Origin of the sequence: Salipiger bermudensis (assembly GCF_019801965.1) — a bacterium.
Lineage (GTDB): Bacteria > Pseudomonadota > Alphaproteobacteria > Rhodobacterales > Rhodobacteraceae > Salipiger > Salipiger bermudensis_A.
The window spans coordinates 1-21356 of sequence record NZ_JAHVIA010000002.1 but is presented as its reverse complement, the minus strand read 5'-3'; the positions used below and the strand labels follow the sequence as shown (position 1 = coordinate 21356).

Genomic DNA, 21356 nt, shown 5'->3' with positions numbered 1-21356 from the left:
CTCCCCATGTTCAAGCTCTTCTCCCTCATCGCCGCGTTCTTCCTCTCGGTCACGCTCTCGGGCTGCATCTCCAACCCCGAGCCGCCGAGCACCGGCGTGGCGCTCAACATCTCTGCCTCGGCAGAGATGAACGGCGGCCTGCCGACGCAGGTGAAGGTCTACTACCTCACCTCCGACGCCAGCTTCCGCTCGGGCGATTTCTTCGCGCTGTTCAACGAGCCCGAGGCGACACTGGGCTCCGATCTCGTGGCGGTCGACGACTTCCAGCTCGCCCCCGGCCGCAGCGTCAGCGACAGCCGCAGCTTCGCGCAAGCACCCGGCGCCATCGGCGTGGTCGCGGCCTTCCGCGACATCGACGGCAGCCGCTTCCTCGCCAGCCGCGCGCTGATCCCCGACAGCCCCAACGCCGTCAGCGTCAGCATCGGCGCCAACACCGTCTCGATCCGCTGATCGCGGCCCCCGCAACGCAAGGAAGGATCACCACCGTGTCCTGGGAAAACAAGGTCGTCTGGCAGGAGGGGATGTTCCTCCAGCCGCATCACTTCCAGCAGCACGACCGCTATGTCGAAGCGCTGGTCTCCGGGGTGGCGGGTGCGCTCACCCCCTATGGCTGGGGCGTGACCGAGCTGTCGCTCGACCAGGAGCTGTTGAAGCTGGGCAAGCTGGCGGTGAAATCCTGCTCCGGCCTCACCCCCGACGGCGCCGCCTTCCGGGTGCCCGAGGCCGATGCTTTGCCGCCGGCGCTCGACGTGCCAGAGAGCGCGAAGAACACGGTGGTCTATCTCGCGATCCCGGCGCGCCGCCATGGCGCGGCGGAGGTCGATCTGAGCGGCGCGGAGCAATCGGCGGCGCGCTACAGGCCCGAGGAGATCGAGGTCACCGACAGCATGGGCCGCGACCGGCGCGCGGTGCAGATGGCGGTGGGCAAGCTGCGGATGACGCTGGCGCTCGATCTCGATGACCTGTCGGACCAGCTGGTGATCCCGGTGGCGCGCATCATCGAGGTCCGCCCCGACCGCGAGGTGGTGCTCGACCGGGCCTTCATCCCCTCGGCGCTCGATGCCCGCGCCGGCGCGCCGCTGCACGATTTCCTGCGCGAGCTCGAGGGCCTGCTGAGCCACCGGGCCGAGGCGCTGGCCGGGCGGCTGACCCAGACCGGCGCCGCCAAGGGCGTGGCCGAGATCTCGGATTTCCTGCTGCTGATGTGCGTGAACCGCACCCTGCCGCAGATCCGCCACCTGATGACCCTGCGCAACGCCCATCCGCAGGCGATCTTCCAGAGCCTCACCGCGCTTGCCGGTGAGCTTTCCACGCTGATGACGCCGGAAAAGCGCGCGCCGGAGTTCCCGGCCTACGCCCATGACGACCTAACCAACGTCTTCCAGCCGGTGTTCCGCGCCCTGCGCCAGTATCTCAGCGCGGTGCTCGAGCAGACCGCCGTGGCGATCCCGATCGAGCCGCGCAAGTATGGCGTCTCGGTGGCGATGATCTCGGACAAGCGGCTGCTCGGCTCGGCCAATTTCGTGCTCGCCGCCAAGGCCGCGGTGCCGCCCGAGAACGTGCGCCGCCACTTCCCGACCCAGGCCAAGATGGGCCCGGTCGAGGAGATACGGCAGCTGGTCAACTCGGCGCTTCCGGGGATCGGGATGCGGCCGCTGCCGGTGGCGCCGCGTCAGGTGCCCTACCATTCGGGCGTGGTCTATTTCGAGCTCGACCGCGACAGCGCCTACTGGAAGCAGATGGCCAGCTCTGGCGGCCTGGCCGTGCATGTCTCCGGCGACTTCCCCGACCTTGAAATGGAACTTTGGGCGATCCGCTGAGGCGGCCCCCGTTGAGGAGCGATGTCATGACCCGCGACGACCCCTTCGCCGAACCCTCGGACACCGAGAAGACCATTGTGCGCCCCAATCCCGGCGGACGCCGCCCCGCGGTGCCGCCGCACATGCCGCCGCCGCAGGGCGCGCAGGCAGAGATGCCGCCGGCCCCGCCGCCGATGCCCGCCGCAACGCCAGCGCCGCAACGCCCAGCGCTTTCAGCGGTCCCGCAGCCCCCCGCCGTGGCGGTGGGCGCGGCGGCGACCGGGATGAACCCGCTCAACGCCGCCGCCTCCACGCTGTTCTCGCTGGTGGCGCGGATCCGCAACCGGGCGCAGCACTCGGACCCGGCGGCGCTGCGCGAGAGCGTCATCGCCGAGATCCGCAGCTTCGAGGACGCCGCCCTCAAGGCCGGCGTTCCGGCCCAGACCGTGCGGGTGGCGCGCTATGCCATCTGCGCCACCATCGACGACGTGGTGCTCAACACGCCCTGGGGCGGGCGCAGCGTCTGGGCCCAGCGCAGCATGGTCGGCACCTTCCACAAGGAGACCCATGGCGGCGACCGGTTCTACGACCTGCTGTCGCGGCTCGAGGCGGCCCCCGCCGCCAATCGCGACCTGCTGGAATTCCTCTACATGTGCCTCAGCCTCGGCTTCGAGGGCCGGCTCCGGGTCGAGCCGCGCGGCGCCGAGAAGCATCTCGCCATCCGCGACGGGCTGGCGCGGCTGATCCGCAGCCATCGCGGACAGGCCGAGCGCGATCTCTCGCCGCGCTGGCGGGGCGTCGAGGTGGCGCACCGCCTGCTCTCGGCCTGGACACCGGCCTGGCTGGCGGGCGGACTGACGCTCTTCGGGGTCTGCGCCGCCTTTGCCGGCTTCTCCTTCGCGCTCAACGGCTCGACCGAGGCGCTGAGGGGCCAGATCGCCGCGCTCGACGTGACCGGGCCGGTTGAGCTCGACCGTCCGGCCCCGCCGCCACCCCCGGCGCCGCCCGCCCCGCGCGAGGTGGAGACGGTCGAGACCGTCTCGGCCTTCCTGCAGCCCGAGATCGACGAGGGGCTGGTGACGGTGGAGAGCGCCGGCAACACGCTCACGGTGCAGATCTCGGGGGCCAACATGTTCGCCCCGGCCTCCGACACGCTCGAGCCGCGCTTTGCCGAGGTGGTCGACCGCGTCGCCGGCGCACTCAACGAGGAAGGCGGGCAGATCATCGTCGCCGGCCATTCCGACAATATCCCGATCAACACCGCGCGCTTCCCCTCGAACCTCGCGCTGTCGCTGGCGCGGGCGCAGTTCGTCATGAATCGGATCTCGCAGACGCTGGTCGACAGCACACGCATCAGCGCCGAGGGCCGCGCCGACCGCGAGCCCATCGCCCCCAACGACACGCCCGAGGGGCGCGCCAAGAACCGTCGCATCGAAGTCATTCTCGTGAAGGCAGGCTGACCCATGACCCGTAGACTCCTCTCCAAGATCTTCAGCCCGATCGGCGTTGTGATCCTGTTCGGCCTCGCGCTGGCCGCCGCCACATGGTATCTCGGACCTCTGGTCTCGATCGGCAATCTGCGGCCCTTCGACCGTCAGTCGAACCGGCTGATCGCGCTGGCGGGCATCGCCGCCGCCACCACCATCGCGATCCTGATCCTGCTGCTGCGCCGCCGCGCCCGCGAGCAGGCGATGACCGAGGCGATCACCGACAGCGCCGCCGCCAGCGATGCCCGCGATACCGCCGTCGAGGCCGAGCTGGCCGAGCTGCGCGGGCGCATGGGCGAGGCGCTCGTGATGCTGCGCAAATCAAAGCTCGGCGGGCGCTTCGGTGCACGCCATCTCTACCAGCTGCCTTGGTATATCGTGATCGGCCCGCCGGGCGCCGGCAAGACCACCGCGATCGTCAATTCAGGGCTGAAATTTCCGCTCGCCGACCATCTCGGCAAGGGTGCCATCGGCGGCATCGGCGGCACCCGCAACTGCGACTGGTGGTTCACCAACGAGGCGGTGCTGCTCGACACCGCCGGGCGCTACACCACGCAGGACAGCGATGCCGAGGCCGACAGCCAGGCCTGGGGCGGCTTTCTCGACATGCTCAGGAAGCACCGCCGCCGCCAGCCGATCAACGGCGCCATCGTGGCGATCAGCCTCTCGGATCTTTCGCTTCAGGACGAGCAGGAGCGCCGCGCCCACGCGAAAGCGGTGCGCACCCGCCTGCGCGAGCTGCGCGGGCGGCTGGGCGTCCGCTTCCCAGTCTATGTGCTGTTCACCAAGGCCGACCTGATCGCCGGCTTCCAAGAGTATTTCGACACGCTCGGCAGCGAGGAGCGCGAGCAGGTCTGGGGCTTTACCCTGCCGCACGAGAAGAAGGCCGTAGGCGATCCGCTGGCGGGCTTCGGGGCCGAGTTCGACGGGCTCTTGGCGCAGCTCTCGAACCGCAGCCTCGAGCGCATGCAGGCCGAGACCGATTACCAGCGCCGCAGCCTGATCGCCGGCTTCCCGGCGCAGGTCGCCTCGCTGCGCGGCGTCGCCGAGAGCTTCCTCGGCGACATCTTCCAGGAGAGCCGCTTCGAGGACGGCCAGCTCCTGCGCGGGATCTATTTCACCTCCGGCACCCAGGAAGGCACCCCGATCGACCGGCTGATGATGGGCATGGCGCGCACCTTCGGCATTGGCCGCCAGGCCATCGGAAGCGGCAAGGGACAGGGGCGAAGCTTCTTCCTGACGCGGCTGCTGAACGGCGTGATTTTCCGCGAATCCGGACTGGTCTCGGCGAATGACGCGGTCGAGCGGCGCTATCGTCTCGTGCGGGCCGGGGCGGTGGCGGCCAGCGTGCTTCTCTTCGGTGGCACTGCAGCGGTGCTGTCGAACAGCTTCCTCGGCAACCGTCAGCTCGTCGCCGAGGCCAGCACCCGGCTCGACAGCTTCCGTGACCTGACTGCCGACATCCCGCGCGACCGGGTGGGCGATGCCGACCTGCCTTCGGTGGTGCCGGCGCTCAACATCCTGCGCGAGCTGCCGGGCAATCCCTCGGCCAGCGATCCCGAGCCGCCGGTGGAGCTGACCTTCGGGCTCTACCAGGGTGACGCCATCGGCACCGAGAGCGCCCAGAGCTATCGCGGCGCGCTCAACACCCTGCTGCTGCCGCGCCTGCTGCTGCGGCTCGAGACCCAGATGCAGGCCAGCCTCAACGACCCCGAGCTGCTCTTCGAGGCGCTCAAGGTCTACCTGATGCTGGGCCTGCAGGGGCAGATGGACGAGGACACTGTCACCCAGTGGATGGAGATCGAGTGGGGGCTCGCCTTCCCGAACGATCCGGCGCTGCAGGAGGACCTGATGGTCCATCTCACGGCCATGCTGTCGCAGCCGATGCAGGAGATCGCCCTCAACGGCCCGCTGGTCGCGCAGATCCAGGGCCTGCTGGCCGAGACCCCGCTGGCCGAGCGCCTCTACCAGGGCATCATCACCGCCCCCGCCGCCCGCGCGCTCGATCCGTTCCGCATCACCGAAGTCGGCGGGCCGGCGGTGTCGCGGGTGATCCTGCGGCCCTCGGGCAAGCCACTCAGCGCCGGGGTCGAGGGCGTGTTCACCCGCGACGGCTTCTATGGCTACGTGCTGCCCGAGCTGACGCGGGTGGCCGAGCGGGCGCGCTTCGAGAACCTTGTGCTCGGCGACCGCGCCGAGGAGGTGACGCCGGCGGTGCTCGACCGGCTGGGCCGTGACGTGCTGGCGCTCTACGAGAACGATTACGTCACCCGCTACGACCAGCTCTTGGGCGATCTCGACATCCTGCCGATGGAGAGCCTCGGGCAGGCGACGGAGGTGATCAACATCCTCTCCGGCCCCGCCTCGCCAATCCGCAACATCCTCGAGGCGGTCTCCGACGAGACCCGGCTCACCGAGCTGCCCGAGAGCGCCCAGCTTGCCGAGGACGCCGCCGGCGCGGCACTGGGCTTCGTGCAGGGCGAGGTGCTCTCGGCGCTCGACTCGCAAGGCTCCGCCATCGCAGAGGCGCTGGCTTCGGTGGCGCCGAAGGAGACCGGCGACGCGCGTCAGCCCGGCCAGTTCGTCGAGGAGCGCTTCCGCCCGCTGCACGATCTCACCGCCCGCTTCGAGGGCGCGCCGTCGCAGCTCGACGAGGTGATCGCGCAGATGAACGCGGTGTTCGGCGATCTCAACCGCCTGTCGCTGGGCCAGAGCACCGGCACCGCCATCGCGGGCCAGGGCGCCGGCGCGGCGGCGGAGCTTCAGGCCGGGCTAGCGCGGCTTCCGAACCCGCTCCAACGCTGGGCGGCGCAGGTGGTCGAGGGCTCCTCGGGCGCCGCCGTGGGCGGGGCGCGGGCCGAGCTCAACGCCAAGTGGCAGGCGCAGGTGCTGCCGGTCTGCCGCCAGACCATCGAGGGCCGCTACCCGTTTACCCGGCAGGCGCAGGCCGACGTGACGCTGCAGGATTTCTCCCGGCTCTTCGCGCCGCAGGGGCTCATCGACACGTTCTTCGAAGAGAACCTCGCGCCGTTTGTCGACCAGACCACCAACCCGTGGCGGCTGAAGCGCGTGAATGGCGTCGAGCTCGGCATCTCCGAGGCGGTGGTGGCGCAGTTCCAGCGCGCCTCGGAGATCCAGGACAGCTTCTTCCTCGCCCCGGGCCAGCCCTCGATCACCTTCGATGTGACGCCGGTGGCGCTTGATCCCAATGTCGAGCGGGTGACGCTCGAGGTCGAGGGAGAGAGCCTGATCTATGCCCACGGCCCTCCGCAGGTCACCCCGATGACATGGCCCGGACAGGGCGGCCGCACACGGGTGCGCTTTGCCCCGAACAGCCCCGACCGCGAGAACGCCATCCAGGCCGACGGGCCCTGGGCGTGGTTCCGCCTGCTCGACACCGCCGAGCTGCGCCGCACCAACGTCTCCGACCGCAACCGGGTGATCTTCAACCTCGGCGGCCGCATCGCGATCTTCCAGCTGCGTGCGGGCTCGGCACTGAACCCGTTCACCGTCTCGGCGCTGTCGAGCTTCTCCTGCCCGGCCTCTCTGTGATGGGGAAGGCAGGCACATACGGCTATTACGGCAAGGCGCCGTGCCGCGGGGATTTCCTGCGCGCGGGTCTTTCCCCCGGGTTCGTCGGCGCGTGGGACGCGGCCATGCAGGCGCTTCTGCTGGACGGGCGCGAGGCGCTCGGGCCGCGCTGGCAGGGCTGCTATCACGGCGCCCCGATCTGGCGCTTCGCGATCTCTCCGGGCGTGCTCGGCGCCCGGGCCAGCGCCGGGATCATGATGCCCAGTGTCGACCGGGTTGGCCGGCAGTTTCCGCTCTGCCTGGCCTGCGAGCTCGAGGGCAGCGCCTGGCAGGCGTTCTGCGCCCTTGCGCCGCTGGTCGAGTCGCTAGAGGCGGCGGCGCTGATGATGCTGGAGGACGGCGCCACGCCCACCGATCTCGACGCGGCGCTTGCCGCCGTGCCGGTGCCCTTGCCCGCGCGGCCCGCCTCTCAGGTGCGCGTCGGGGACGCCACAGCGCTGGTCGGCTGCAGCGGCCCGGATATCGCGCTCGCCGCCCTAGCCGCCCGCGATCCAGTCGGCCTCTGGCAGTCCGGGCATAATGGGGCCTCGCGGCTCCTGGTGCTGCCGGACCTGCCCGGCGGACGCGCGCAGGCCGCGGCGATCTTCGACATCGACGCCCCGGTCTGGGGCCGACGCCTGCCGCAGGCCACCGCATCCGAGAGGGCGCCGACATGATCCGCAGCACCAGGGCCCCCGCCCTGAACCATTGCGCCCTGACCCATACCGGGCACCTGCGCGAGATCAACGAGGACGCCGTCCTCGCCCGCCCCGAGCTCGGCCTCTGGGTCGTCTCGGACGGCATGGGCGGGCACGCGGCGGGCGACTATGCCAGCCAGACCGTCATCGCTGCGCTCGAAGCACTGCCCGGCGATCTGGCCCCCGAACAGATCCCGCGCGCCGCCCGCGACGCGCTGCACCGCGCCCATGCCGCCATCCGCGCCGAGGGAATGCGGCTCGGACAGGGCCCCATTGGCGCCACGGTCGTGCTTCTGGTCGTCGCCGAGGGCCATTTCATGTGCCTCTGGGCCGGGGACAGCCGGCTCTACCGTCTGCGCGACGGCCAGATCGAGATGATCAGCGCCGATCACTCGGTGGTTGGAGAGCTGGTCGAGCAGGGCCATCTCGACTGGGACGAAGCCGAGCACCATCCCCATTCAAACCAGATCACCCGCGCCGTGGGCGTCGGAGAGACGCTCGCGCCCGACAAGCGCCGCGGCGATGTGCGCCCCGGCGACCGCTTCCTTTTGTGCTCGGACGGGCTGACCAGATACGCAAGCGCCGAGACGCTGCGCCGGCAGGTCGACGGCGTGGCGCTGGCGCGGGCCGGAGAAATCCTGTTGCAGACCGCGCTCGACGGCGGCGGCACCGACAACGTGTCCCTGATCCTGGTGGAGGCCTGAGCCATGCCGTGTTTCTGCGAGATCCCCGCCAGCGCCGCCCGCAACCGCTTCCAGATCGGCGCGATCCCGATCCTGCCGCCGATTCCGCTCTCGCTGAAGCTCGCCGCGGCGCTGCCGGCGCTCGACCCGGAGAACCGGCTCGACCTGCAGATCGCCGCCGCGCTCGACCCGGTGGTGATGCCCAGTCTCGACATGGGCGGCGGCGGGCTCGCGAATATCGCGATGATGCTGTCGCTGATGACCGGCACCTTCGCCTTCGATGACCTGCCGCAGCTCGAACTGCAGATGCAGCAGGCGGGTGAGAGCATCGCGCGCAATGTCTGGCCGCGGCTCGGCTGGCTGACCCAGCTGAAGATCCAGCCGCTGATCGCCTATTCCCTCGTGGCGCGATTGGTGCTCGACCTGCGCGCCCTCGGGCTCGACCCCCTCCACGCCACGGAGGCGCCGCCCGCGCCCTATTTCGACAGTGTCGCCCTCGCCCTGACGCGGCCGCAGTTCCGCATGGCGCAGTTGATGGGAGGGCTGCCGCAGCTCCTCGCGATGAACGCGGCCTTCGACCTGCCACCGCTGGGCGAGCCGGGGTCGGTCTCGGGGCTGCAGAACCGACTGCACGGGCTGGCGAGCCTGTCGCCGCCGAGCCTGATCATCCCGATGCCGCTGTTGCAGAAGCTCGCCATGGTGCTCGAGGCGCTGGCCACCATCGAGCAGGCCTTCGGCCCGGACGGCTTCTCGCCCGCCACCCTGTCGCGCATCCAGGCGATGCTGCGGCTCTGGGCGAGCTTCCGGATGGGGCTGCCGCTCGGCGCGCTGACGCTGGCCAACAAGCTCGCAATGCTGCCGAGCTTCGAGGATTTCAAGCTGGGAGAATCGGCGGCGAGCAGCACGGCGCTGGCCGGGCTGGCCTCGTTTTCACCGCCGCGCCTCGCCATCGCGCCCTTCCTCAACGTGGCGCTGGCGCTGCAGGGCTCGCTGCAGATGGCGCTCGACATGGAGCCCTTCGACATGTGTTCGCTCTGCCCCTGCGCGTGAGCGCGGTGGCTTTGCTTCACGGGAAACACCGGTCCGGCAGACCAGGGCACGCCTCCAGACGAGACAGGCCCACCTTTTGACATACCGCGAGCGCGGCGCTCAGATCTCTCCCAGCCGCCGCCACTGCTCGAGCTTGTCGCGGCTGACTTCGAAATGCATCGAGTCCTCGCGGCCGAAGCCGGCGCCCCAGATCCAACCTTCCTTCTTGAAGAAATCCGCCAGCAGGATCAGCCCGAGCTGGGTCTTGCCGTCGGCGAGGCTGTCGAGCACGCCGTCGATATTGATGTCAACCGCGAGCCCGTAGGCATGGGCGGAGGCGGCGCTCTGCGCCCCCCGGATGCGGCGCACGCAGAGCGAGCCGGCGGTCTTGATACGGTCGTAGAGCTCGGGCTCGAAGACCTGCACATTGGCAAAGACCTGCCGGATCGAGACCAGTGCCGGGCGCACCAGCGTGGCGCGGATCGGGCCGACATCCTCGGTCGAGAGCAGATCACGCAGCCTGGGGTTTGTGGCCGACTGGCAATTGTCGGTGAGATCCGGGCGCGGCAGGCCGATGAGTTCGCGCAGGAAGGAGGGGGTGGCGTGGCTGAGCCCGTCATTGGCCGAACGCCGATCGGCGATCAGCACCACCTGCGCGAAGGCATCCTTGAGCGAATCCGTGGCCTCGGGGATCTCGGCGCGGGGCTCAAGCGGGCGCGCCACGCTGGCGAGGTTGAGCGCCGTGCGGCTGTCGAGCGCGTCGACGCGCTGGCTCAGTCGGGCGAGCTGATCGGAGAGAAACGCCACCTCCGCCTCGAGCGCCGCCGGGGCGGCCTCTGCGCTGGCCGGCGCGGGCTCCGGCGCATCGGGCTCGGTCGCGGGGATCAGGGTCTGGGCATAGCGCCACGAGAACGGCGCGGCGGCGATGGCGAGGGCGATCAGCAGGGCACCAACGATGCGCATGAGGCGAACCTCTCAGAGACAGGGGACGGGTGGTGCCCATAGGTGCCCCCTCCGGCTCGAAAGGTTCAGCATGGCGGGTCTTGCAGAGCGAAAACCCGCGCGGCTCAGATACCGTATTCGGTCAGGAAATCGCGGATCGCGGCCATGCAGGTCTGCCACGCGGGCTCGTAGCCCACCAGCACGTGGTTGCGGCTCTCCAGCGGCACGAAATGCGCGCCGGGGATGCCGCGTGCGATCTGGCGCCCGTCGCTCACCGGGATGCGCTGGTCGCCGGTCGAGTGCAGCACCAGCGTCGGCGCGGTCACGTCGCCCAGCCGGTGGCGCACGTCGATGTCGCCGAAAGCGTCCTGGAAGCGCGCGGCGTTCTCCGGCGAGGTGGTAAGGCGTTGGAACTCGTCGAACCATGCCAGCTCGTCGGGCGCCACGCCGGGCATGAAGGTCTGCGAGAAGATGTGCCGGTAGGCCGGGTTGTCCGTGCCCCAGCCGACCCGCGTCAGATCCCGCACCGCCTCGCGGCGGGCCTTCTCGTCATCGCTGGTGGTATGGCGCCAGCCGGCGGCGTAGCCCCCGAACAGGATCAGCCCCGAGACACGCTCCGGATGGCGCGCGGCATACTCGATCGACACCGCCGCGCCCTGCGAGATGCCCAGAAGCGGGAAGCGCTCGAGCTCGAGCCGGTCGGCCACCGCCTCGAGATCCTCGACGAAGGCATCGAAGCTCAGGTCGTCGGTGTCCCAGTCCGACAGGCCACAGCCGCGCTCGTCGTAGCGGATGAAGCTGCGCTCGCGGGCGATGTCGGCAAAGCACTCGCCCCAGATCGGGCTGGTCCAGTCGAACTCAAGGTGGGTCAGCCAGTTTGCCGCCTTGAGCAGCGGCGGACCGCTGCCCACGGTGGCATAGGCGATGGTGGTGCCGTCGGCGACGTCGCAGAAGCCGATCTTCTGGGCCCGCAAGCCGCTCGAGATGCGCGGCGGCCGGCCGGTCGGCGCGGGGGCGCGCGGCGGGGCCGGGTCCGGCGCATCGCACGCGGCGCCAGGATCGGCGGCATGCCAGAGGCGGCGCCACTTCTCGGCGATGGCAGGCGGGTTGGCGGGATGGTTGGCAAGATGGCGCAGCACGTCGATCCGTTCGGCCTCGGCATCGGCGCGTTCGGCGCTGAGCCACGCGCCGAAAGCCTCGCCCCCCGCCCCGTCGAGCCCGTCGAACAAGACCTCGTCGAGCCGCCGCGCCATGCGCTCGAGAGTCTCGAGCGGCAGGCTGTCGAGGCCGGAGGCGATGTCTTCTCGGACGGCGCGGATGTCGAGCCTCAGCCCTTCGGTATCGACCGCGACGCGCTCGCGATCCGCGACGATGCGCGGCCGGTCGGGATCGTCGATCACCTTGCGCAGCTTGGTCAGCGACCAGCGCAGCGCGGCGCGCGGATCATCGGGCAGATCCCAGAACAGCTCGCACAGGCGCTCGCGGCGATGCGGCCGGCCAGTGGCCACGAGGAAGGCCAGCAGCGCCCTTGCCTTGCGCGATGCCGGGAGGGCGAGCTCCTGCTCGCCGCGAAACACGCGGAGCTCTCCCAGAAGCGAGATGCTGAGCGTTTCTCCGACATGATCTGCCTGCTGCGGCACCCTGCTGCTCCCGCGTATCCGATCAGGAAATCCCCTGCGTTCGGCGGCCAGTCTGGCCTATCTATACAGCGCCATGTCAAGACTGTCCGGGGCGGCTCCTGTTGCGGAACGCGGCCGCTCTGATGGTTTTTTCAGCACAACGACGCCGTCGGCCGAGATCCTCTCACCGGGCGGCGCGGCGGGCGCTCGACTCGCCCGCGCCACTTGAACGGCACAAGGCCTGCCCGACCACGCGGATCGGGCAGGCCTGCGGAAATTCTGCAGACGGTTGAAACGCGCGTCAGGCGCGCCCTGGCCGGAACGCGATCACGTTCGGCAGGTAGGGATCGCTCTCAACCTCGGCCAGATCATTCACCGTCTTGCGGGTCAGGATCCCTGCCCCAAGCGCAAGCGCGATGAACGGTGTCGCAATCAGAAGGCCGATTCCGAGGCCGACGATAAAAAGCATCATGTTGTGTTCCTCCCTGAGGAGAACGGTAGCACGGATTCGTCGTGACACAATGCCGCATCTTGCCGGTTGGACTTGCAATTCTCGATTTCGCTTTTGCGCTGCAGTGCAGCAAAAATCCCGGCCCCGCGTGATGCGGAACCGGGATGCAAATGCTCATGAAACAGGCTGTTAAGGGCGCTTTCAGCCGACGATCAGCTGCTTCAGCTTGAGCGCTTCGTATTCCAGCGCGGTCAGGCGGTAATTCACCACGTCGCCGATCGAGATCAGGCCGATCAGCGCGCCCTCTTCGATCACCGGCATGTGGCGGAATCGGCCATCGTTCATGCGCCGAAGCACCACCACCAGCGATTCGTCCGGGCTGCAGGTCTCGACCTCGGGGGTCATCAGCTCCTCGACCTTCTGTGGCAGCGTGCGCCCCGGGGTGTCCGCGAGTCGGCGCACGATGTCGCGCTCCGAAAGGATGCCCACCAGCGCGCCCTGCGGATCCTTCACGAGAATCGCGCCGATGCGCTTGTCCCGCAGGACTTCGACCGCCTTGCCGATGGTCTCCTGCGGCTGAATCCAGAACACCTCTTCGCCCTTGTCGTCGAGCACGTGGCGCACCGTCGCCTCGGCGGCGGAGAGGTTGGTGTCGACGGTCTGGCTCATGGTCCGTTCTTGATCGTCGTCACCGACGGTGTGGGGTTGGTATGATGCAGGCATGGCGTGACCTCCCTTGATCCTGTTTCAGGTTAGTGCAATCAGCTCATCTGTAAACGCGCTTGTTTCAGAGAGGTTGCAGATTGCCCGAGCTCACGCTCACGCCCGCCAGCGCCACGGTGCTGTTCGTGATCGCCTGCCTTGCGGGCTATCGCTACCGGACGGTCTGGAAAACCGAAGGTCCGCGCTGGCAGCTCTGGCTGTTCGGAACGGTGGCTGCGGTGCTGCTTCTCGCGCTCGGGCTGCTGCCGATGTCGGAAGGCTGAGGCCGCGCTGGCCCCCTGACGGGCCTCGCGCAAGACGCGTTGCCACCGGCCTGCGGCGGGAGCGACCTCCGGACATGAAAAACCCTCGCAGCAGCGTGCGAGGGCATCCAATCTTCCCGAAGGCAATGTGCCGCCGGCCTGAAACTCAGGCCTGCTCGCGCTCCATATCTTCGAGCATCTTGCGCGCCTTGGGGCAGTGCAGCCGGTCGCGCAGCGGGCTGTTGGGGTCGATCTCCTGCTTGCAGACCACGCAGTGATCCGCGTCGGCGATCGCGTTCAGGCCGCCGCAGCTCCCCTTGATGGTGCGCCCGTTGAGGATGACGCCGAGCGCCATGCCCAGCATCACGATCATCAGAAGACCAAAGGCGAGAAGGAACGTCGACACGTCGGACCGACCCTTTCAGTATCAGATGTGAGGCGGCGGCCCGGAGGCCGCCTTCAGGCTCAGGCCTGCAGCGCCTCGAAGCGCGCGCTGGCCGTGGTGGTGAAGCCCTTGTCGCCCGCCTTGCCGGCGCGATCAACGAAGAGCACCGCCATATCACGATCATTTGCGATCTCGAGGCCGCGCTCGGTGCCCAGCACCAGCAGCGCGGTGGCCCAGGCGTCGGCCAGCATGGCGTTCTCGGTCATCACGGTCACCGAGGCGGTGGCGTGGGTGACCGGGCGGCCGGTGGTGGCGTCGATGATGTGCGAGAAGCGCTGGCCGTCCTTCTCGAAGAAGTTGCGGTAATCGCCCGAGGTCGCCATGCCGTGATCCGACAGGCCCACGACCTTCATCACGCCGCGATCGAAGGCTTCCGGCGACTCGATGCCGATCTGCCAGGGCTGGCCATCGGGGTTGCGGCCGGCGGTGTAGAGATCGCCACCGATCTCGACCATGTAGTCGGTGAGGCCGAAATCCTTGAGCGCGCTGGCGACCTGGTCGACGCCGAAGCCCTTGCCGATGGCCGAGAGATAGACCTCTGCCTCGGGGCGCAGCTTCTGCAGGGCGCCATTGCCGACGCGGATCGACTCGGTCTGACCGCAGCAGGCCAGCGCCTCGGCGATCTCGCGCTCGCCCGGCTCGTCGTTGCGGGTGCCATTGGCGCCGAAGCCCCAGAGATCGATCAGCGGGCCGACGGTGACGTCGAAGCGGCCGTCGCTGGCGGTGTTCACGTCCTGCGCGGCCTGCATCACATAGGCCAACTCGTGCGAGACGCCGAACTGCCCGGTCGAGCCGGTCGCGTTGAAGCGCGAGATCTCGGAGCTGCTATCCCAGTTGGACATCTGGGTGTTCACCGTGGCAAGTTTGGCCTCGACGGCGGCCTTGAGCTCCGCCTTGTCGATCTGACGCGAATGATCGACCGCCACGATGGAATAGCTGGTTCCCATGGTCAGCCCGGTCAGTTCGAGGATCGACCATCCCTTCTTGCAGGCTGCCAGGGCGAGCGGCATTGCAAGGAGGCTACGGCGAGAAAGGAGGAGGGGCTTGGTCACGGGGATATCTCCGCTGAAGGCTGCTTCATGTACGACGATGAGATGATGGGCTTCTGAGCGAAGTTCCGGGGCAGTTCAACAATAAATTGGAGAATCGCCTCTGAAGAACTTCCAAAATCCGGCTCGGCAGCGCATAAGACCGGCAAAAATGGACAGGACGAAACAACGTGCAGCGATATACGTTAAAGAAAGGTCTGGATGTCCCGGTACTGGGGGCACCCGAAGGCGGGATCCAAGACGCTCCTGCGGTCCGAACAGTCGCCATCCTCGGAGACGATTACATCGGTCTGAAGCCGCGCCTCGCGGTCCAGGAAGGCGATCTCGTGGCCGCCGGCGCGCCCATTCTGGCGCATAAGGACACCCCCACGGTTCAAGTCACCTCGCCGGTCTCCGGCCGAATCAAGGCGATCAACCGGGGCGCCCGCCGCAAGCTGGTGAGTGTCGAGATCGAGATCGATCCGAGCGCCGCCGAGCCGGTGGACTTCTCCGGAGTCGGCGATCCGCACACGCCGGAAGGCGTCGTCGAGCGGCTCTGCGCCGCCGGCCTCTGGACCTCGTTCCGTACCCGTCCCTATTCCAAGGTCCCCGATCCCGAGACCCGTCCGGCGGCGATCTACGTCACGGCGATGGACAGCGAGCCGCTGAGCGGTGACGCGGCGGCGATCATCGCAGAGGACAGCAAGGCCTTCACCCACGGCCTGCAGGCGATGACCCTACTGACCGAGGGCCATGTCTACCTCTGCCAGGACGCCGACAGCGACGTGCCGGGCGCCGGCATGCCGGGCGTGTTCGTGGCGGGCTTCTCCGGGCCGCACCCGGCGGGCCTCGCGGGCACCCACATGCACTTCCTCGAGCCGCCCTCGGCCAGCAAGACGGTCTGGACCGTCGGCTACCACGACATCATCGCGATCGGGAAGCTGCTCGACACTGGCAGGCTCGACATGTCGCGCACCATCGCGCTCTCGGGCCCGCTCTGCCGCAAGCCGCGGCTGGTGCGCACCATTGCCGGCGCGTCGATGGCCGATCTCTGCCACGACGACCTGCAGACCAAGCTGCCGGTGCGGGTGATCTCGGGCTCGATCCTGAGCGGCCGCATGGGCGACGGTCCGACCTGCTATCTCGGCCGCTACGCGCGCCAGATCACGCTGATCAAGGAAGACCGCGAGCAGAACACGCTCGGCTGGATCCTCCCGATGCCGTCGAAATATGCCTACCAGCCGGTGCTGGGCTCGGCCTTCAGCAAGAAGCTCTACGCGCTGACCTCGAACCTCAACGGTGGCCGCCGCGCCATGGTGCCGCTGGGCACCTTCGAGGAGCTGATGCCGCAGGATTTCCTGCCCACGCAGCTGCTGCGCGCGCTGCTGGTGATGGACACGGACACCGCGCAGGCGCTCGGTGCGATGGAGCTCGACGAGGAAGACCTCGCGCTCTGCGGCTTCGCCTGCCCGGCCAAGTATGAATATGGCCTCGCCTTGCGCGACAGCCTCACCAAGATCGAGAAGGAGGGGTAAGGCCGTGGGTCTTCGCAATCTCTTCGACCGGATCGAGCCGGCCTTCCACAAGGGCGGCAGGTTCGAGAAATACTACTCCATCTACGAGATGGTGGAGAGTCTCGTCTACACGCCCAAGACGGTGACCACCGTCGCCCCGCATGCCCGCTCCTACATCGACATGAAGCGGATCATGACCTACGTGGTGCTGGCGACGATCCCGTGCATCCTGTTCGGCCTCTACAACACCGGCCTGCAGACCAACCTCGCGATCGCCGAATATGGCGCCTCGGGCTGGCGTGCCTGGATCATCGAGACGCTGGGCATCGGCTTCAACCCGGCAAACCCGCTGGCCAACATGCTGCACGGGCTGCTGTATTTCCTGCCGATCTACATCGTCACGCTGGTTGCCGGCGGCATCTTCGAGGTGATCTTCGCGGTGGTGCGCGGCCACGAGGTCAACGAGGGCTTCCTCGTCAGCTCGATGCTCTACACCCTGATCCTGCCGGCCTCGACGCCGCTGTGGCAGGTCGCGCTCGGCATCATCTTCGGCGTGGTGATCGGCAAGGAAGTGTTCGGCGGAACCGGCAAGAACTTCCTCAACCCGGCGCTTGTCGGCCGTGCCTTCCTCTACTTCGCCTACCCGGCGCAGATGTCCGGTGACACGGTCTGGACCCCGGTCGACGGCTTCTCCGGCGCCACCGCGCTCTCGGTCAGCGCCAGCGACGGCTACGCCGCCCTGCCCGAGCGCGGCATCACCTGGATGGACGCCTTCATCGGCACGATCCAGGGCTGCCTCGGCGAGACCTCGACCATCGCCTGCCTGATCGGTCTGGCCTTCCTGCTGGTGACCAAGATCGCCAACTGGCGCCTCGTCGCAGGCTGCCTGCTCGGCATGATCGCGTTCTCCTCGCTGCTCAACGTCATCGGCTCCGACAGCAACCCGATGTTCGCGATGCCGTGGTACTGGCACCTCGTCGTCGGCGGCTACGCCTTCGGCCTCGTCTTCATGGTGACCGAGCCGGTCTCGGCTTCGCATACCAATGCCGGACGCTGGATCTACGGCGCGCTGATCGGCTTCATGGTGGTGATGATCCGCGTCGTGAACCCGGCCTTCCCGGAAGGCATGATGCTCGCGATCCTTTTCGGCAACGTCTTTGCGCCGCTGATCGACTACTTCGTCGTTCAGGCCAACATCAAACGGAGGGCCAAGCGCAATGCCTGACGCGAATGAGAAAAAAGGCCTCATCCGTCGCTTCCTCGACATGCCCAACGACTCGGTCGGCAAGACCGTGTTCGTGGCGGTGACCCTGTGCCTCGTGGCCTCGATGATCGTGTCGGCGGCAGCGGTGTCGCTGCGCCCGGTGCAGCAGGCCAACGCGCTGCGCGACAAGCAGTCGAACGTGCTGCAGGTGGCCGGCGTCTATGATCCCAACGTCAGCGTGGCCGAGGCGTTCGAGGCGATGGAGCCGCACGTGCTCGAGCTCGACACCGGCGAGTTCACCGACCAGTTCGAGATCGACACGTTCGACGAGCTGGCCGCCAAGGGCGATCCCGCGATCATCCGTGCGCTCGACGAAGACCCGGCGGGTCTCGGCGGCTCGATGCAGGCCTTCCGCATGGTCTACATCCTGCGCAGCGAGGATGGCGGCATCGACAAGGTGATCCTGCCGATCGAGGGCTATGGCCTCTGGTCGACCCTCTACGGCTTCATCGCGCTGGAAGAGAACGGCAACGACATCTACGGCCTGCAGTTCTACCAGCACGGCGAGACCCCGGGCCTCGGCGCCGAGGTCGACAACCCGCGCTGGAAGGCGCTGTGGAACGGCAAGAAGCTGCGGGACGAGGATGGCGATCTGCAGATCACCGTCGCCAAGACCCCGCCGGCGGCCGGCCGCGAGTACTACATCGACGCGCTGGCAGGGGCGACCCTGACCTCGCGCGGCGTCGACAACCTTGTCCGCTTCTGGATGGGTGAGCAGGGCTACGGCCCGTTCCTCGAGCGGCTTAAGGCAGGAGAGATCTGATGGCTCAGACACGCAAATCGCAACTTGTCGATCCGTTGATCGACAACAACCCGATCACGCTGCAGGTCCTGGGCATCTGCTCGGCCCTTGCGGTGACCTCGTCGCTCAGCGTGGCCTTCGTGATGGCCATCGCGGTGACGCTGGTGACGGGCTTCTCGTCGCTGTTCATCTCGATGCTGCGCAACCAGATCCCGAGCTCGATCCGGATCATCGTGCAGATGGTGATCATCGCGAGCCTGGTGATCCTCGTCGACCAGGTGCTCAAGGCCTATGCCTACGAGATCTCCAAGACACTCTCGGTCTTCGTCGGCCTGATCATCACCAACTGCATCGTGATGGGCCGCGCCGAAGCCTTCGCCATGAGCAACCCGCCGGTGGCCAGCTTCATCGACGGTGTCGGCAACGGGCTCGGCTACGGCGTCATCCTGATGACCGTGGGCGTGATCCGCGAGCTCTTCGGCTCGGGCTCGCTGTTCGGCATCACCATCCTGGAGACCGTGAACAACGGCGGCTGGTACGTGCCCAACGGCCTGCTGCTGCTGCCGCCCTCGGCCTTCTTCGTCATCGGCCTCCTGATCTGGGCGATCCGCACCTGGAAGCCGAAGCAGGTCGAAGAGCGCGAGTACAAGATCCAGACGGTGGAGGCACACTGATGGAAGGTCTCATCTCCCTCGCCGTGAAGGCGATCTTCGTCGAGAACCTTGCGCTGTCCTTCTTCCTCGGCATGTGTACCTTCATCGCCGTGTCGAAGAAGATCTCGACCGCGATGGGCCTCGGCATCTCGGTGATGATCGTGCAGGCCATCACCGTGCCGGCCAACAACCTGATCCTGACCTACCTGCTGGCGCCCGGCGCGCTGGCGTGGGCCGGGTTCCCGGACGTCGATCTCACCTTCCTCGGCCTGATCTCGTATATCGGGGTGATCGCCGCGCTGGTGCAGATCCTCGAGATGGTGCTCGATAAGTATTTCCCGCCCCTCTACAACGCGCTGGGTGTGTTCCTGCCCCTGATCACGGTGAACTGCGCCATCCTCGGCGGCTCGCTGTTCATGGTCGAACGCGCCTACGATTTCCCCGAGGCGCTGACCTACGGCGTCTCCTCGGGCTTCGGCTGGGCGCTGGCGATCACCGCCATGGCCGGCGTGCGCGAAAAGCTCAAGTATTCCGACATCCCCGACGGGCTGCAGGGTCTGGGCATCACCTTCATCACCGCGGGACTGATGGCGCTGGCCTTCATGTCGTTCAGCGGCGTGAATCTCTGAGGCGGAGGACAGAACCACAATGCTTACTTTCAGCCTCGGCGTCGTTCTCTTCACCCTGATCGTGATCGCGCTGGTGACCATCATCATGGTCGCGCGCTCGCGCCTGGTGTCGTCAGGCAACGTCAACATCACCATCAACCACGAGAAGACCATCTCGGTCCCGGCGGGCGGCAAGCTGCTGCAGACGCTGGCGGCCCAGAAGCTCTTCGTGCCCTCCGCCTGCGGCGGCGGCGGCACCTGCGCGCAGTGCCGGGTGCGGATCCATTCCGGCGGCGGCTCGATCCTGCCGACCGAGGAATCGCACATCACCAAGCGCGAAGCCGCCTGCGGCGACCGCCTGTCCTGCCAGGTGGCGGTCAAGCAGGACATGGATATCGAGGTTCCCGAGGAGGTCTTCGGCGTCAAGAAGTGGGAATGCACCGTGCGTTCCAACGACAACGTCGCGACCTTCATCAAGAACCTCGTCCTGGAGCTTCCCGAGGGCGAGGACGTCAACTTTCGCGCCGGCGGCTACATCCAGATCGAGGCGCCCGCGCACAAGCTCTCCTACAAGGAGTTCGACATCGCCGAGGAGTATCGCCCGGATTGGGACAAGTTCAATCTGTGGCAGTATGAATCGACGGTCGACGAGCCGATCGAGCGCGCCTACTCGATGGCCAACTACCCGGACGAGAAGGGCCTGATCATGCTCAACGTCCGCGTCGCCTCGCCGCCCCCGGGCTCGACCGGCATCCCGCCGGGGCAGATGTCTTCGTACATCTTCAACCTCAAGCCCGGCGACAAGGTCACCATCTCCGGCCCGTTCGGCGAATTCTTTGCCCGCGACACGCAGAAGGAAATGGTCTTCATCGGCGGCGGTGCCGGCATGGCGCCGATGCGCTCGCACATCTTCGACCAGCTCAAGCGCCTGAAGAACAAGGATCGCAAGATCACCTTCTGGTACGGCGCCCGCTCCAAGCGCGAGATGTTCTTCGTCGAGGATTTCGACGATCTGGCGGCGGAGTTCCCGAACTTCGAATGGCACGTGGCGCTTTCCGATGCGCTCCCCGAGGACGAGTGGAAAGGCTACACGGGCTTCATCCACAACGTGCTCTACGAGGAGTATCTGAAGAACCACCCCGCCCCCGAGGATTGCGAGTTCTACATGTGCGGTCCGCCGATCATGAACCAGTCGGTGATCAACATGCTGCTCGATCTGGGCGTTGATCGCGAAGACATCATGCTCGACGATTTCGGCGGCTGATCGCGCCGACAGCACGGGATCAGGAAGGGGGCCGCGAGGCCCCCTTTTTCTTTGCCGCGACGGCGGCGCAGCGCGCGAGCGGCATGACGGGGGATGCTTCTTGAGCACGCAGGAGCGTCGGCCGCACGTGCGCCACGCTCGGCGTGAGGTCATCGGTGATTCTTGGTGCTGGTGCCGGGTCAGGCTGCCGCATCGAGCCCGGCGCCTTGGCGCCCACGACGGTCATTCGACGCGGCTGGCGCAGCCTCTTCAGATGCGTCCCTTCTCTCCGCCCAAGCGACACAAGCGCGCCGCCTGCCCCGCACAGTGCCCTGTCAGACCCTTGAGACGCCACCGTCCAGGGCCACCAGAAGCCCCGCACATCGCGTGTCAGCGCACCTCAGCTCCGCCCTGTCATCGTGACCTGCTCCCCATAGAGTCCGCGTTTATGAGTTAGCTCTGTTCAGGGTTTGGTCCTCTACTGACCGTTGGTGATACTCCCACGGGGTGAGCCCGTCGAGGCTCGTGTGGGGGCGGTGATGGTTGTAGTCGTTGCGCCAGCCGGCGATCAACTCGTGGGCGTGGCGCAGATTGGCGAACAGGTGCTCGTTCAGGC

Annotated in this window: 21 protein-coding genes; 14 read left to right on the top strand and 7 right to left on the bottom strand. The window is 67.7% G+C overall.

All coding sequences use genetic code 11. The annotated features are described in order from the left end of the window. Positions 1-6: 6 nt before the first annotated feature. From tssJ to KUV62_RS03965, 7 genes are read left to right on the top strand one after another with little or no spacing between them, the layout of a single operon-like run. A complete protein-coding gene (gene tssJ, locus KUV62_RS03995) occupies positions 7-450 on the top strand; it encodes a type VI secretion system lipoprotein TssJ (protein ID WP_222602399.1) in 444 nt (147 codons plus the stop codon). A 35-nt stretch (positions 451-485) separates the two neighbouring features. Then, positions 486-1820: a type VI secretion system baseplate subunit TssK gene (tssK, locus tag KUV62_RS03990; RefSeq protein ID WP_222602398.1), complete on the top strand. Its 1335-nt coding sequence runs from the start codon at positions 486-488 to the stop codon at positions 1818-1820. 26 nt (positions 1821-1846) lie between these two features. Continuing rightward, complete coding sequence (tssL, locus tag KUV62_RS03985; RefSeq protein ID WP_222602397.1) at positions 1847-3259, top strand: type VI secretion system protein TssL, long form; 1413 nt, start codon at positions 1847-1849, stop codon at positions 3257-3259. A gap of 3 nt (positions 3260-3262) precedes the next feature. After that, on the top strand, positions 3263-6838 hold the full coding sequence (gene tssM / locus KUV62_RS03980; RefSeq protein ID WP_222602396.1) for a type VI secretion system membrane subunit TssM: 3576 nt from the start codon (positions 3263-3265) through the stop codon (positions 6836-6838). Further along, the gene (gene tagF / locus KUV62_RS03975) at positions 6838-7533 is read left to right on the top strand and encodes a type VI secretion system-associated protein TagF (RefSeq protein ID WP_222602395.1); all 696 of its coding nucleotides are present in this window, start codon (positions 6838-6840) and stop codon (positions 7531-7533) included. The genes tssM and tagF overlap by 1 nt, the downstream gene beginning before the upstream one ends. Then, positions 7530-8258 (top strand): PP2C family protein-serine/threonine phosphatase, encoded by a 729-nt coding sequence (locus tag KUV62_RS03970; RefSeq protein WP_222602394.1) that lies wholly within the window; start codon positions 7530-7532, stop codon positions 8256-8258. The genes tagF and KUV62_RS03970 overlap by 4 nt, the downstream gene beginning before the upstream one ends. A gap of 3 nt (positions 8259-8261) precedes the next feature. Beyond that, the gene (locus KUV62_RS03965) at positions 8262-9287 is read left to right on the top strand and encodes a hypothetical protein (RefSeq protein WP_222602393.1); all 1026 of its coding nucleotides are present in this window, start codon (positions 8262-8264) and stop codon (positions 9285-9287) included. Positions 9288-9386: 99 nt separating this feature from the next. On the opposite strand, the gene KUV62_RS03960 is transcribed toward KUV62_RS03965, so the two are convergent. From KUV62_RS03960 to KUV62_RS03945, 4 genes are all read right to left on the bottom strand, one after another. Continuing rightward, complete coding sequence (locus KUV62_RS03960; protein WP_222602392.1) at positions 9387-10229, bottom strand: M15 family metallopeptidase; 843 nt, start codon at positions 10227-10229, stop codon at positions 9387-9389. A 104-nt stretch (positions 10230-10333) separates the two neighbouring features. Continuing rightward, the gene (locus KUV62_RS03955; RefSeq protein ID WP_222602391.1) at positions 10334-11848 is read right to left on the bottom strand and encodes an alpha/beta hydrolase; all 1515 of its coding nucleotides are present in this window, start codon (positions 11846-11848) and stop codon (positions 10334-10336) included. A gap of 280 nt (positions 11849-12128) precedes the next feature. Further along, the gene (locus KUV62_RS03950; RefSeq protein ID WP_222602390.1) at positions 12129-12299 is read right to left on the bottom strand and encodes a hypothetical protein; all 171 of its coding nucleotides are present in this window, start codon (positions 12297-12299) and stop codon (positions 12129-12131) included. 180 nt (positions 12300-12479) lie between these two features. Beyond that, complete coding sequence (locus tag KUV62_RS03945; RefSeq protein ID WP_222602389.1) at positions 12480-13001, bottom strand: CBS domain-containing protein; 522 nt, start codon at positions 12999-13001, stop codon at positions 12480-12482. Positions 13002-13081: 80 nt separating this feature from the next. Here KUV62_RS03945 and KUV62_RS03940 point away from each other — a divergent pair, with 80 nt between their 5' ends. After that, a complete protein-coding gene (locus KUV62_RS03940) occupies positions 13082-13264 on the top strand; it encodes a hypothetical protein (RefSeq protein ID WP_222602388.1) in 183 nt (60 codons plus the stop codon). A gap of 145 nt (positions 13265-13409) precedes the next feature. Here the strand turns inward: KUV62_RS03940 and nqrM are convergent, their stop codons facing one another. Next, a complete protein-coding gene (gene nqrM / locus KUV62_RS03935) occupies positions 13410-13649 on the bottom strand; it encodes a (Na+)-NQR maturation NqrM (RefSeq protein WP_222602387.1) in 240 nt (79 codons plus the stop codon). A gap of 59 nt (positions 13650-13708) precedes the next feature. Beyond that, entirely contained in the window at positions 13709-14698 is a 990-nt protein-coding gene (locus KUV62_RS03930; protein WP_222602386.1) for an FAD:protein FMN transferase, read from the bottom strand. 209 nt (positions 14699-14907) lie between these two features. Between KUV62_RS03930 and KUV62_RS03925 the strand changes: the two genes are divergently transcribed. From KUV62_RS03925 to nqrF, 6 genes are read left to right on the top strand one after another with little or no spacing between them, the layout of a single operon-like run. Then, positions 14908-16251 carry a Na(+)-translocating NADH-quinone reductase subunit A gene (locus KUV62_RS03925; RefSeq protein ID WP_222602385.1) on the top strand — a complete coding sequence of 448 codons (1344 nt, stop codon included), beginning with the start codon at positions 14908-14910 and terminating at the stop codon, positions 16249-16251. A 4-nt stretch (positions 16252-16255) separates the two neighbouring features. Further along, on the top strand, positions 16256-17455 hold the full coding sequence (locus KUV62_RS03920) for an NADH:ubiquinone reductase (Na(+)-transporting) subunit B (protein WP_222602384.1): 1200 nt from the start codon (positions 16256-16258) through the stop codon (positions 17453-17455). Then, positions 17448-18257, top strand: a complete 810-nt coding sequence (locus KUV62_RS03915) for a Na(+)-translocating NADH-quinone reductase subunit C (protein WP_222602383.1) — start codon at positions 17448-17450, stop codon at positions 18255-18257. Before KUV62_RS03920 ends, KUV62_RS03915 begins: the two co-directional genes overlap by 8 nt. Continuing rightward, positions 18257-18910: an NADH:ubiquinone reductase (Na(+)-transporting) subunit D gene (locus KUV62_RS03910; RefSeq protein ID WP_222602382.1), complete on the top strand. Its 654-nt coding sequence runs from the start codon at positions 18257-18259 to the stop codon at positions 18908-18910. Before KUV62_RS03915 ends, KUV62_RS03910 begins: the two co-directional genes overlap by 1 nt. Further along, positions 18910-19518: an NADH:ubiquinone reductase (Na(+)-transporting) subunit E gene (gene nqrE, locus KUV62_RS03905; protein WP_222602381.1), complete on the top strand. Its 609-nt coding sequence runs from the start codon at positions 18910-18912 to the stop codon at positions 19516-19518. The genes KUV62_RS03910 and nqrE overlap by 1 nt, the downstream gene beginning before the upstream one ends. A gap of 19 nt (positions 19519-19537) precedes the next feature. Beyond that, a complete protein-coding gene (nqrF, locus tag KUV62_RS03900) occupies positions 19538-20761 on the top strand; it encodes an NADH:ubiquinone reductase (Na(+)-transporting) subunit F (protein ID WP_222602380.1) in 1224 nt (407 codons plus the stop codon). A gap of 425 nt (positions 20762-21186) precedes the next feature. Here nqrF and KUV62_RS03895 read toward each other — a convergent pair. Beyond that, the coding region (locus KUV62_RS03895) for an integrase core domain-containing protein (RefSeq protein WP_222602952.1) at positions 21187-21356 on the bottom strand (170 nt) is incomplete at its 5' end.

Coding starts and splice junctions, on each gene's coding strand:
- tssJ (WP_222602399.1), top strand. CDS start 7: ATGTTCAAGCTCTTCTCCCTCATCGCCGCGTTCTTCCTCTCGGTCACG.
- tagF (WP_222602395.1), top strand. CDS start 6,838: ATGGGGAAGGCAGGCACATACGGCTATTACGGCAAGGCGCCGTGCCGC.
- tssM (WP_222602396.1), top strand. CDS start 3,263: ATGACCCGTAGACTCCTCTCCAAGATCTTCAGCCCGATCGGCGTTGTG.
- KUV62_RS03950 (WP_222602390.1), bottom strand. CDS start 12,299: ATGATGCTTTTTATCGTCGGCCTCGGAATCGGCCTTCTGATTGCGACA.
- KUV62_RS03960 (WP_222602392.1), bottom strand. CDS start 10,229: ATGCGCATCGTTGGTGCCCTGCTGATCGCCCTCGCCATCGCCGCCGCG.
- nqrE (WP_222602381.1), top strand. CDS start 18,910: ATGGAAGGTCTCATCTCCCTCGCCGTGAAGGCGATCTTCGTCGAGAAC.
- KUV62_RS03970 (WP_222602394.1), top strand. CDS start 7,530: ATGATCCGCAGCACCAGGGCCCCCGCCCTGAACCATTGCGCCCTGACC.
- KUV62_RS03930 (WP_222602386.1), bottom strand. CDS start 14,698: ATGCCGCTCGCCCTGGCAGCCTGCAAGAAGGGATGGTCGATCCTCGAA.
- KUV62_RS03915 (WP_222602383.1), top strand. CDS start 17,448: ATGCCTGACGCGAATGAGAAAAAAGGCCTCATCCGTCGCTTCCTCGAC.
- KUV62_RS03910 (WP_222602382.1), top strand. CDS start 18,257: ATGGCTCAGACACGCAAATCGCAACTTGTCGATCCGTTGATCGACAAC.
- KUV62_RS03945 (WP_222602389.1), bottom strand. CDS start 13,001: ATGCCTGCATCATACCAACCCCACACCGTCGGTGACGACGATCAAGAA.
- nqrF (WP_222602380.1), top strand. CDS start 19,538: ATGCTTACTTTCAGCCTCGGCGTCGTTCTCTTCACCCTGATCGTGATC.
- tssL (WP_222602397.1), top strand. CDS start 1,847: ATGACCCGCGACGACCCCTTCGCCGAACCCTCGGACACCGAGAAGACC.
- KUV62_RS03965 (WP_222602393.1), top strand. CDS start 8,262: ATGCCGTGTTTCTGCGAGATCCCCGCCAGCGCCGCCCGCAACCGCTTC.